The following is an 11,705-nucleotide window of genomic DNA, read 5'->3' on the forward strand; positions in this document are numbered from 1 at the left end:
ATAGGCGGGCAGATGAGACCCCGCAGGTACGAGGAGGCTCATCGCTCGCCCCGCAGAAAGCGACCACCCGCAGCGGAACGGAACGAACCCACTATACACCCAACTCAAAAAAAAATCTGGAGTTGAATGGTTCTATATCTTAAATTGCAGGTTGAATAGTAGCCTTCCCCTCCTATCCCCATCATCACCGCATAGTGCAGTGCAGCGAAGGGTGGTCGACTCCTGCGGAAAAGGCGGGCAGATGAGACCCCGCAGGCACGAGGAGGCTCATCGCTCGCCCCGCGGAAAGCGACCACCCGCAGCGGAACGGAACGAACCCATCACACACCACACCCCCTACTCATAAATGCAGTATCTGAACCAACCACAATTGGTAAGTTAAACCAACACTCCCCCAAATCCCAAACAAACCCCTGATTTCACCGTCCTCCTCAAGAAAAACATTAAAAAACAAAGAAACTTTACAAAAAATAAAGAAAAACCACGATTATCCTACAAAATCTCTTCTAAATCAGATTATATCAATAATTCTGAACATTTAATTAATTAATCGAACCTGCTATGATACATAATAACAAAAGGATAGCTACCACCTATCTTAGAAGAAAGGCGTGATTCCAATGAAGTAGGAAAGCAAAGCATATCAACATCACCATCCGCAATGAAATGGCCCGTGAAAACCAGTATCAGGATCGTGTGGATATGCGGGGACGCGCACCATTCTTATTTCAGGGGATGATACCAATGAAGAACGTCAGCGAAGCATGCTAAATCACGATACGCCAGAAGAAGGCCCGTGAAAACCTCCTTCGTATCCTGTGGGCATGTGGGAAAATCAGAAGAACGAAAAAAATAAACTAAAGCATGCAATTCCATTAATTTTTAAAAATGAAGGTTCGTATGTTGATTAGTAAGAAAGGATCGTAAAGGTAAATTGAATAAGATGTATTTACATTAAGGCGCTGTTTATGTTCAGTATACATAGACAGCGTCTTGCACTGTGTTCGGGGATAAAAAACGACCCCTCCTGTCACCAGGAGCGGCCGTCATTGCAGCTATTATCGCGGATCTTTCAGCTGTCCGCCGTGGATCGTTTTTTCGTTGAACGGTAGATTTACTTCTTTTCCGAGCTTTTCAAGGAAGCTCTGTTCACGTTTGGATACCAGGGAGATGACGGTGCCTGAAGCTCCCATCCTCCCCGTTCTGCCGGAGCGATGGATGTACTGCTTTGTATCGGTCGGGAAGTCGAAATGGACTACATGAGTGACCCCTTGGATATCGAGGCCGCGCGCTGCCACATCCGTTGTAAGGAGCATCGGGACTTTTCCAGCCCTGAAGCGGTCAAGTGATGCCTTCCTCTCCACTTTCTTTGATTCCCCTGCAAGTACCTCAAGGTCCACACCTTTGAATTTCAACTTTTCTTCTGCCTCGGAAAGTTTCTCAAGCTGATTGAAAAACACAAGGGCTTTTATGTCCTTGAAGTGGGCAAGGTTTCTAAGTGCCTCGATTTTATCACGCAACTCTGTGTACACATAAAGATGCTCGACATTCGGCTGGTCCAGTTTTTCATCGATCTTCACCAATTCCGGGTCGTTCAAGAGCTCTTCAGCCACCCTTGAGGTTTCCGGTGACAAGGTTGCAGAGAAGAAGAGGACCTGTCTCTCCTTCAGTGTCGATTTGATCACTTCGCGGACTTCCTTTACATGTTCGTGGGTGATCATCAGGTCGAACTCATCAACAACGATGGTTTTCACTTCATGCATCTTCAGTTTTTTGAGCTTCATGAGCTCAAGCAGACGTCCGGTTGTCCCGACGATGATATGAGGCTTCTTTTTCAGCTTTTCCAGCTGCTTCTTGATGTTTGCACCACCGATGAAGGCCGCACCGGTCACGCCCGTATCTTTGCCCCATTTTGTGATTTCCTGTTGAATCTGCATCACAAGTTCCCTTGAAGGAGCAATGAGCACTGCCTGCGCCTGCTTTCTGGAAGGGTCGATAGCCTGAATGATGGGGAGCAGATAAGCCAATGTTTTCCCTGTTCCTGTCGGTGACTCACAGATAAGGTCCTTTCCTTCAAGCACCTTGGGGATGGCTTTTTCCTGGATTGGGGTCATGTCTCCAAAACCAGATTCATCCCACGTCTTTTGTATGGCCGGGTGATCAATAACTTCAGTTGCTTTCATGTTACATTCCTCTCTTCTGCATCGATATTGGTGGTCCCTTTCCATAATGGAAGGCGGATTTCCACCGTTGTACCGACATCTTTTTCTGTCTTGAATGTTAAGGACCCTTTATGGCGCTGGATGATTTTTTGGCATACAGCAAGTCCAAGTCCGGTCCCTTTTTCTTTTGTCGAGTAGAATGGTTCCCCGAGTCGCTCCACACGCTCCGGGTCCATTCCCGTACCGTTATCTTCTACATATATGAAGGCGTGATCACCGGAACTTCCTAACGTGATGCCCACATGGCCGTTCCGGCTCTCCGGTATGGATTCCACACCATTCTTGATAATATTGATGAATACCTGCTTAAGCTGATTGCCCTCGCCCATCACCAGCATGTCTTCAGATCCCTTGTTGCGAAAGGTCATGGACACATTGTCCATATGCGCCTGTGCTTCCATCAGAACGAGGACATGGGATAATAATTGATCGATGCGTTGTGGACGAAACGGGATATCCTGTTGTTTACCAAGTATGAGCATTTCGCCTGAAATCAGATCGATCCTGTCGACTTCCTGGTGCATGATATCCAAGTATGATGACTGCACTTCATTTGACGTTTTCAACAGCTGAATGAAGCCCTTTAGTGAGGTCAATGGATTCCTGATTTCATGGGCGACAGCTGCAGCCAGCTGTCCGATGACCGAAAGCTTCTCCGAGGCGAGTGCCATTTCCTCGTTTTTCCTCTCACGGGTGATATCCCGGGCAATGGCGAACATACCGGTCACTTCGTCATTGATGATGATGGGGACAAAGGAACATCGCACCAATTTTGACCGATCACCAAGGTGGATCGTCGTTTCAAATGTGGATGGCACACCTTTCAATGTTTGGGAATGGTGTCCTTTCAACAGGTTCAGATCGTTCTTTTCTAAGTATTGGCTGAACGAAACCGACTTGAGGCGATCCATGGACGATTCAAGAAGTTTTTCCGCCTCACCATTCACATAGATGACCTGACCGTTCAAGGATAATTCAATGACGGCATCGGGGTTTTGCTCGATGAGGGAATGGTAGTGCTGATTCCTGCTTTCAAGCTGGACTTCCTTCTTGCGCAACCGCTCATTGGCAAGTGTGATTTCCCGTGTTGTTTTATGGACAAGGAAATAGAGCACTACGCCTGTGATGAGGATGAAAAACCACCCTTTAAAGCGTTGGGAGTATATATATAAACCCAGATTTTCCTTTGCCAGATGAATCGACACATAGTCAGATAAGAAAATCCAAAGCAATCCGACCAGAAAATACATCAACGCAATTCGTGCGGCTATCCATTTAGCTTGTCCCATCTTAAGCGTCACCTAAATTCACGTAGTCTTTCCTATATGGTTTCACCAACTATGATGAATTATCACAGTGCTGTTTCCGACTCCCCTATCATACCACGCTGTGAGGGTGCTTAGGAGATGAATTCAGACCATCTGTCTTTTTTGTCGCTCCTTCCTTTGAACCAAATTGTACCCTGGACGTTTAACGCCCTTCATTGAGGAAAAAAGGTACTAATACGTGAAAGCAGGTGACAGGATATGTGTACGCTTCACAAAACAAGGCTGTTCAGCCGGAGCGGGAGCATCACCATTCCGAGAGAGTGGCGGGAACGCTTCGGATTGTTGCCCGGCAGACAGGCAGAGTTCATCCACGAGGCGGGTTCCATCCTGATCAGGGAGGCACTGGAAGAGTCCACACACAACAAAGGCTTCATATCGGAGAAAGGAACGGTGAATATCCCCAAGGAGCTTCGTGAGGATCTGGGAATACACCCGCGTTCGATCTATCACTTATATGCAGATGATGAAGGGCAGGGGATTGTCATGACAAAATGAAGAAAAAAAGCCCGCCCTTCCGCTTCATAGCGGAAAAGGACGGACCTTCGGCTTTTCAAGGACCGAGCTGCCTTCGGATGTGATGAGAAGATGACGGACGAGCATATGGGGAAATGACTGCTTCATTACGTTTGCGAGATCCGCTCCTTCCCCCTTCCCGGTAAAGCATGCAATGGTAGGACCGGCACCGCTCAGGGCAACGCCGAACGCCCCCGCTCCGAGTGCTGTCCTTTCCACCAGATCATAATGCGGTAAGAGGCTTTTGCGGTATGGCTGGTGATAGCGGTCAGCCTTCATCATCCTGCCGGCTGTTTCAAGGTCCCCCGTCAGGAGGGCGGCAACCAACACGTTGGATACGGACCCTGCAAGGACCGATTCTCCAAATGACAGCTCGTCAGGCAAGGCTTCCCGCGCTTCCGAGGTCTTCAATTCCGTTGGGGGGATGACAGCGACCACATCAAAAGCGGGATCTTGAATCGATACGAATTCCACATCGTCTCCCGACTGAGTCGCAATCACGAGCCCTCCGTAAAGGGACGCTCCCACATTATCGGGATGCCCTTCAAATCGATTCGCTTCCTTCAGCTTATCAAGCATGGTCAGGTTCAGCCCACAAGCAGCGTTCGCCAGTTCAACCCCCGCGATGACGGCTGCTGCACTCGACCCAAGCCCCCGCGTAAGAGGTATCTTGCTCTCCACGGACAGCTTGCACGGCGGATGGACTTTTCCGTGGCGTTCTGCCACTTCCATGGCCACGCCTACGATGAAGTGATCCTCATCCCGTGGGAAATCTTCAAGTTCCGGGGAAAGGGGGATGACCTCCCAGCGCTCCGCTTCCTCGGCATCGAGGGTCAGGTAGAGGCTCAGGGAAAGGCCGATGGAATCAAAACCCGGTCCAAGATTCGCCGTACTGGCTGGTACAGTGATCTTCCAAGAGCGCCCTTCGCCTACCATACCCCCATCGTCCCCTTGATATAGTCCTTTACAGCTTCCCTGTCATTCGGGAGTTTCGCCGGGATCACAGGACTATATTCAATCGCCGTCTGGGGATCTTTCAGACCATTCCCTGTCAGGACGGCCACAACCTTCGATCCCTTCGGCAGCACACCTGACTGGAGGGATTTGCGGATGCCTGCGATGGAAGCACATGAGGCGGGTTCGGCAAAGATCCCCTCTGTCTTGGCAAGAAGCTGATACGCTTCAATGATCTCTTCATCCGTGACCTCATTGATATGTCCATTCGACTCCTTCAAGGCATCCACTGCCAGCGACCAGCTCGCCGGGTTGCCGATCCTGATCGCCGTCGCCAGCGTTTCAGGCTGCTCGATCACCCGGTCATGAACAAGCGGTGCGGCACCTGATGCTTCGAATCCAAACATTCTCGGGAGACCAGATTGCTTCTTACCGTTATATTCCTTGAATCCTTTCCAGTAAGCAGAGATATTCCCTGCGTTCCCCACAGGAATCGCCAGGATATCAGGAGCAGCTCCGAGCGTATCCACCACTTCGAAGGCTGCCGTCTTCTGTCCTTCCAGCCGATATGGATTCACTGAATTCACCAGGGTGACCGCTTCGGTCCGGCTAAGATCACGTACGATTTCCAATGCTTGATCAAAGTTCCCTTCAATGGAGACGATTTCGGCGCCGTACATGACCGCCTGCGCAAGTTTACCTTGTGCGATCTTTCCTTCAGGGATAACGACGATGCATTTGAGTCCGGCACGTGCGGCATACGCTGCAGCGGATGCTGACGTGTTACCGGTGGATGCACAGATGACTGTCGAGCTTCCTTCTTCGACCGCCTTCGCCACAGCAAGGACCATTCCGCGATCCTTGAAGGAGCCCGTCGGATTGGCTCCTTCAACCTTCACATGAAGATCGATCCCCCACTCCTTGGACAGGGTTTCAAGCTTGATGAGCGGTGTATTCCCCTCATGCAGCGTCAATCCCGGTGTCTGCCCGGAAACAGGCAGGTTCTCTCCATACTCCTTGATCAGCCCATCCCAACTCATGCCTTTCCGCCTCCTTCCACTCTATAGGTGCTCTCGATGGAATGCACCGTTTCTTCGTCCTTCAGTTCCATAAGGATATCTTCGAAATGATCCAGGGATGCCTGATGGGTTACGACGACAATTTCGGCTACCCCCTCCGTTGCCAACGGGTTTTGAAGGATTTTCTCAAATCCGACGCCGTGGGAAGCAAAAATGCTGGTCAGCTTCGACAGCACGCCCACCTCATCTCTAACATGGAGACGAAGGAAATGCTTCGATTTGATTTCAGACGACTCCTTGAGCTTCTTCGTGAACTGGGGATGGACCGCGCTTTTCCCGTTGACCCCAAGCCTCATATTCTTCATGATCCCCACCATATCCGATACGACCGCAGTAGCCGTAGGAAGGCTTCCTGCACCCGGTCCATAGAACATCGTTTCTCCAACGGCTTCTCCATACACATATACGGCATTATATTCATCATTGACCGCAGCGAGGGGATGCTCCTTCTGCAGCAGGGTCGGTTCGACGCTTACCTCCACCTTCTCCCCGTCACGATGTGCATAGCCGATGAGCTTCATCGTATAGTCGAATTGCTCAGCATATTGGATATCTTCACCCGTCACCCCCGTGATCCCCTTGACCTTGACGTCTGCAAGATCGACATTCATGGAGAAACCGAGGGTGGAGAGGATCGCCATCTTCCTTGCAGCATCGAGGCCACCGACGTCAGCCGTTGGATCGGCTTCGGCATACCCGAGGTCCTGCGCTTCCTTCAGTACCTCTTCGAAATTGCTGCCTTCTTTCGTCATCTTTGTGAGGATGAAGTTCGTCGTCCCGTTGACGATCCCCATCATCTTCGTGATCCGATCGGAGGAAAGGCCGTCTACCAAGCTTCTGAGGATCGGGATCCCACCTGCAACGCTTGCCTCGTAGAAAAGGTCGCAGCCATTTTCAGATGCCGTCTTCAATAGTTCCGGACCGTGGAGGGCCATAAGATCCTTATTGGCCGTCACGACGTGCTTTCTCTGCTTCAGCGCTGACAGAAGGTGTTCTTTTGTGGCCTCGATCCCCCCCATGACCTCTACGATAATATCAATGTCGGGATCTTGCAGGACTTCGGCTGGATCCGTTGTAAGGATCTCCCTACCGAGCTTTAGATCTCGTTCCTTCTCAAGTTCCTGGACGAGTGCTTTTTTTACTTTCACCGGGCAGCCGATCTGATGGGTCAGCTTATCCTGATGATTCTCTACTATTTTCACGACCCCTGACCCTACTGTTCCGAGTCCCAAGAGTCCGATTGATATGGATTCCATTTTCGTCAAAACCTCCACTTGTTCATTTCGAATATACATTTGTTCTTCTATAGAGGACATTATAGAGGAAACGCCCAGCCCTTACAATACATTTTTCAGAATAAATGGAAAATAAACAAAAAGCGGATCCCTCCCACGAAAAGAGAGGACCGCCCTTCACGCAAAGAGCCGTCCTTTCCTAAGATTACAAGATATGATGAAGCTGCCGGGCAGACTTCGACAGATCACGGAAAACCGAGATCTTTCCTGGATCGATATTGCCTCCGCTGATGACACAGCCTACCTTTTTCCCCTGAACGCTCACCTTTTTACAGATAACCGCCGCAAGGGAAGCGGCGCCCGCCCCTTCCACCAAGGTTTTTTCCCGTTCAAGCATGAACATGATGGCACAGGAAATTTCCTCATCGGTTACCGTCACTATATCATCTACGTATTGCTTGATGATGGGGAAGGTCAGTTCTCCGGGCTTTTTCACAAGGAGACCATCTGCAATCGTATGGACATGCTCTAGGGGACCTTTCCCTCTTCCCGTGAAGAAGTTGTAGGTGGCAGGTGCCCCCAGTGCCTGAACGCCGATGATTCGGACCTTCGGGTGAAAAGCTTTGACGGCAGAGGCCATACCAGCAAGGAGGCCACCCCCTCCGACCGGAACGAGGATGACTTCCAAGTCACTCAGTTGTTGAAGCATTTCAAGCGCTACCGTCCCCTGTCCTGCCATTACCTTCGGATCATCGAATGCATGGACGAAAGTGGAGCCCCGCTGCTGTTGATCTTCGAGGGCCGACTGGAAGGCTTCGTTGTACGTATCGCCACCAAGGACCACCCCGGCACCGTAATGTCTGGTAGCCGCGACTTTCGTGGAAGGAGTGCGTTTGGGCATGAAGATTTTCGAAGGGACGTTCCTCATGGCCGCTGCCAGGGCCACACCCTGTGCATGGTTGCCTGCTGATGCGGCAATGATGCCGTTTTCCGCTTCCACTTCCGGGAGGGACATGATTTTGTTCATGGCACCCCGGACTTTGAAAGAGCCCGTACGCTGAAGGTTCTCCATCTTCATATAAATGTCGCCGCCCGTGTAGGCATTCAAGGTGGCCGACTGCTTCAAAGGGGTCCGGTGCACTTGATGGCCGATTCGTTCCATTGCTTCTACAACGTCAGTGTGATCCATTAAATTCCCAAGCTACTCACCTCATATTTTTTTTCGTAGGCATCGATACTCTCACCGTATTCAAGGGTCAATCCGATTTCGTCCAGCCCTTTGATGAGCATATTCTTCCAATAGGGATCGATGGAGAATGACACCTGCAGGCCTTCGGAATCCTTGATCGTCTGATCCTCCAGTGAAATCTCGATTCCATACCGCGAAGCCTTCTGCTCGTTCGCCCAAAGTTGGTCAACGATTTGATCGTCAAGCCGGATCGGGAGGATCCCGTTTTTCAGGCAATTGTTATGGAAGATATCCGCAAAACTCTTCGCAATGACCACTTTGAATCCAAAATCCTGAAGCGCCCAGGGGGCATGCTCCCTCGATGAACCACATCCGAAATTCTTCCCACCGATCAATATCCCGGCATCTTTGTAGGCGGGGGTGTCAAGGAGAAACCCTTCCCTCAATGTCTTCCCATCGTCTTCAAATCGCCAATGATAGAATAGGAACTGGCCGAAGCCCTTGCGTTCGATCCGCTTCAAGAACTGTTTCGGGATGATCTGATCTGTATCGACGTGATCCCGGTGCAACGGGAATACGGTCTCTTTTACATGATTGATTGCCATGATGTCACCTCCTATGATACTGAAATTCTTTCTAATTTCCGGACGTCCGTCAGCTTACCCGTCACGGCAGCGGCCGCTGCCATGGAAGGACTGAGGAGATGGGTACGCGATCCGTTACCCTGCCTGCCTTCGAAATTACGGTTGGACGTCGAGGCACATCGCTTACCCGGTGGCACGATGTCATCATTCATGGCGAGGCACATGCTGCATCCTGCCTCTCTCCATTCAAAACCGGCTTCCTGGAAGATGGTATGGAGACCTGCTTCCTCGGCCTGTTGCTTGACGCTGAACGAGCCTGGAACGACAAGGGCCGTAACCCCTTCCTTGACCTTATGGCCCTGTACCACTTCTGCTGCTGCTCGTAAATCGCTCAAACGCGAGTTGGTACAGGAGCCGATGAAAACATAGTCGATGGTGATGTCTTCAATGGACTGTTCGGGCTCTAGACCCATATAATGAAGGGCACGCTCGATCCCCTCACGGTCCGACGCGTCTTCATACGACTGTGGATCCGGGATCCTCGCCGTGATGGGCGCACCCATCCCTGGGTTCGTCCCCCAAGTGACGTGGGGCTCGATGTCCTCTCCCTTCACCTCGATCCGTTGATCATACTCAGCATCGGCATCACTCTGCAGGGACAACCAATCCTCTTTCAGCTCCTGGAATGAGCGATTCTTCGGAAGGTTTGGACGTCCTTCAAGATAGGCGATCGTCGTCTCATCCGGACTGATGAGCCCTGCTTTTGCACCTGCTTCGATACTCATATTGCAGACGGTCATCCGCTCTTCCATGGAAAGGTTCCGGATGACGTCGCCCGTGAACTCGATGACGTGACCGGTACCGAATCCGACGCCGTGAGTGGAAATGATGTTCAGGATCACATCTTTTGCCGTAACGCCAAATCCAAGCTTTCCGGATACGTTCACCTGAAGGGTCTTCGGCTTCGATTGCCAAAGGGTCTGGGTTGCCAATACGTGCTCCACCTCACTCGTCCCGATCCCGAACGCCAGGGCACCGAATGCCCCATGCGTGGATGTATGGCTATCCCCGCAGACAATCGTCTTCCCTGGCTGTGTGAGTCCGAGCTCCGGACCGATGACGTGGACGATCCCTTGATCAGGGTGATGGATATCCGCTAATGTGACACCGAATTCCCGGCAATTCTTCTTCAGGGTGTCCATCTGGAGTCGTGCGATTTCGTCGCGGATGATATCCCGCTCCTTTGTCGGGACATTATGATCCATCGTCGCGTAGGTCAGATCCGGACGGCGTACCTGCCGCCCCTTCATGCGCAGACCTTCGAATGCCTGGGGGGAGGTGACTTCATGCACCAGATGCAGATCGATATACAGGAGGTCCGGCTTTCCTTCTTCCCTTTGTACAACATGCCTTTCCCAAATCTTTTCAATAATGTTTTTGCCCGTCATGAGCTCCCTCCTTATTCTTCTGTCGCATTTTAAAGCCTTTTATAGATAAGCGGATAGAATCGAAGATAGTGCATGATCTGCTTCCAGTCTCTCTACGACGAGATCGCTCATGGCCTCAGTCCCGACTGCAGTGCCCCTTCCACCGCTCCAAAGGTCACCTGTCCGGAAGCCTGCATTCAACACTTCCTGCACGGCCATTTCGATCATTTCCGCCTCTTCCTGCATACCGAATGAATGCCTCAGCATCATGGCCACAGACAAAATCATGGCGAGAGGATTGGCTTTTCCTTTCCCTGCGATATCCGGTGCCGATCCATGGACCGGTTCATAGAGTCCGAATGAGTCCTCCCTCAGACTGGCTGACGGCAGCATGCCCAGTGATCCGGTGATCATGGAGGCTTCATCACTGAGTATGTCGCCAAACATATTCTCCGTTACCATGACATCGAATTGACCAGGCTGATACATGAGCTTCATCGCAGCCACATCCACAAGCATGTGCTCCACTTCCACATCCGGGTACTCTTTTGCTGCCTCGTTGACGATTTCACGCCACATCCTGCTCGTTTCCAACACATTGGCCTTGTCGACGGATGTGAGGCGCTTCTTCCTCTTCTGAGCAAGACGGAAAGCTTTATGGACGATCCGTTCGATCTCTGACTTTTCATAGACCAGGGTGTCGACGGCCACTTCATCCTCCGCTCCCTGCCTTCCGGATGGCTGCCCGAAGTACAGTCCCCCCGTCAGTTCCCGAACGATGATCATATCGACATCTTCCACGATTTCCTTTTTCAGGGGGGATGCTGAGATCAAGCTATCAAATGCCTTGACCGGCCGGAGGTTCGCAAACAATTCAAATTCCTTCCGGATCCCGAGAAGACCTTTTTCCGGCCTCAGTTCTTTAGGAAGGTTCTCCCACTGCGGTCCTCCTACGGCACCAAGGAGAATGGCATCACTCTTCTTGCAAAGCTCGATCGTTTCCGCCGGGAGCGGACTGCCGAACTGATCGACGGCCGCTCCTCCGATGTATCCTTTCTCCACTTCAAACTCATGGTTGAACCAATCACCCACGGCTTTCAGAACCTTCAGGGCCCCATCCATCACTTCCGGCCCGATTCCATCTCCAGGTAATACAGCAATTTTCTTTTTCATG

The 11,705-nt window shown here is 51.1% G+C and carries 10 protein-coding genes; 1 reads left to right on the forward strand and 9 read right to left on the reverse strand.

Annotated elements, in window-relative coordinates; all coding sequences use genetic code 11:
• Positions 1 to 1,058 precede the first annotated feature (1,058 nt).
• Positions 1,059 to 2,183, reverse strand: coding sequence for a DEAD/DEAH box helicase (locus ACNA6I_RS15785; protein WP_159129155.1), 1,125 nt, complete (start codon positions 2,181 to 2,183; stop codon positions 1,059 to 1,061).
• A complete protein-coding gene (locus ACNA6I_RS15790; RefSeq protein ID WP_048005697.1) occupies positions 2,180 to 3,511 on the reverse strand; it encodes an ATP-binding protein in 1,332 nt (443 codons plus the stop codon). Before ACNA6I_RS15790 ends, ACNA6I_RS15785 begins: the two co-directional genes overlap by 4 nt.
• Before the next feature lie 237 nt (positions 3,512 to 3,748).
• On the opposite strand from ACNA6I_RS15790, the gene ACNA6I_RS15795 reads away from it, so the two are divergent.
• Positions 3,749 to 4,045 (forward strand): hypothetical protein, encoded by a 297-nt coding sequence (locus ACNA6I_RS15795; protein WP_048005698.1) that lies wholly within the window; start codon positions 3,749 to 3,751, stop codon positions 4,043 to 4,045.
• Positions 4,046 to 4,069: 24 nt separating this feature from the next.
• Here the strand turns inward: ACNA6I_RS15795 and thrB are convergent, their stop codons facing one another.
• The 7 genes from thrB to leuB all read right to left on the reverse strand — a co-directional run bounded on the left by thrB (position 4,070) and on the right by leuB (position 11,704).
• Positions 4,070 to 4,999: a homoserine kinase gene (gene thrB, locus ACNA6I_RS15800; protein WP_048014914.1), complete on the reverse strand. Its 930-nt coding sequence runs from the start codon at positions 4,997 to 4,999 to the stop codon at positions 4,070 to 4,072.
• Positions 4,993 to 6,057: a threonine synthase gene (gene thrC / locus ACNA6I_RS15805; RefSeq protein WP_048014913.1), complete on the reverse strand. Its 1,065-nt coding sequence runs from the start codon at positions 6,055 to 6,057 to the stop codon at positions 4,993 to 4,995. Before thrC ends, thrB begins: the two co-directional genes overlap by 7 nt.
• Positions 6,054 to 7,352 (reverse strand): homoserine dehydrogenase, encoded by a 1,299-nt coding sequence (locus tag ACNA6I_RS15810; protein WP_148797167.1) that lies wholly within the window; start codon positions 7,350 to 7,352, stop codon positions 6,054 to 6,056. The genes thrC and ACNA6I_RS15810 overlap by 4 nt, the downstream gene beginning before the upstream one ends.
• Before the next feature lie 184 nt (positions 7,353 to 7,536).
• Positions 7,537 to 8,520: a threonine ammonia-lyase gene (gene ilvA, locus ACNA6I_RS15815; RefSeq protein WP_416313742.1), complete on the reverse strand. Its 984-nt coding sequence runs from the start codon at positions 8,518 to 8,520 to the stop codon at positions 7,537 to 7,539.
• A complete protein-coding gene (leuD, locus tag ACNA6I_RS15820; protein WP_416313743.1) occupies positions 8,520 to 9,125 on the reverse strand; it encodes a 3-isopropylmalate dehydratase small subunit in 606 nt (201 codons plus the stop codon). The genes ilvA and leuD overlap by 1 nt, the downstream gene beginning before the upstream one ends.
• Before the next feature lie 11 nt (positions 9,126 to 9,136).
• Positions 9,137 to 10,552: a 3-isopropylmalate dehydratase large subunit gene (leuC, locus tag ACNA6I_RS15825; RefSeq protein WP_416313744.1), complete on the reverse strand. Its 1,416-nt coding sequence runs from the start codon at positions 10,550 to 10,552 to the stop codon at positions 9,137 to 9,139.
• Between the two features lie 39 nt (positions 10,553 to 10,591).
• Positions 10,592 to 11,704 (reverse strand): 3-isopropylmalate dehydrogenase, encoded by a 1,113-nt coding sequence (gene leuB / locus ACNA6I_RS15830; RefSeq protein WP_416313745.1) that lies wholly within the window; start codon positions 11,702 to 11,704, stop codon positions 10,592 to 10,594.
• Between the last annotated feature and the right edge of the window lies 1 nt (position 11,705).

The sequence above is a fragment of the Rossellomorea sp. FS2 genome (genome assembly GCF_047915635.1).
Classification (GTDB): Bacteria; Bacillota; Bacilli; order Bacillales; family Bacillaceae_B; genus Rossellomorea; species Rossellomorea marisflavi_A.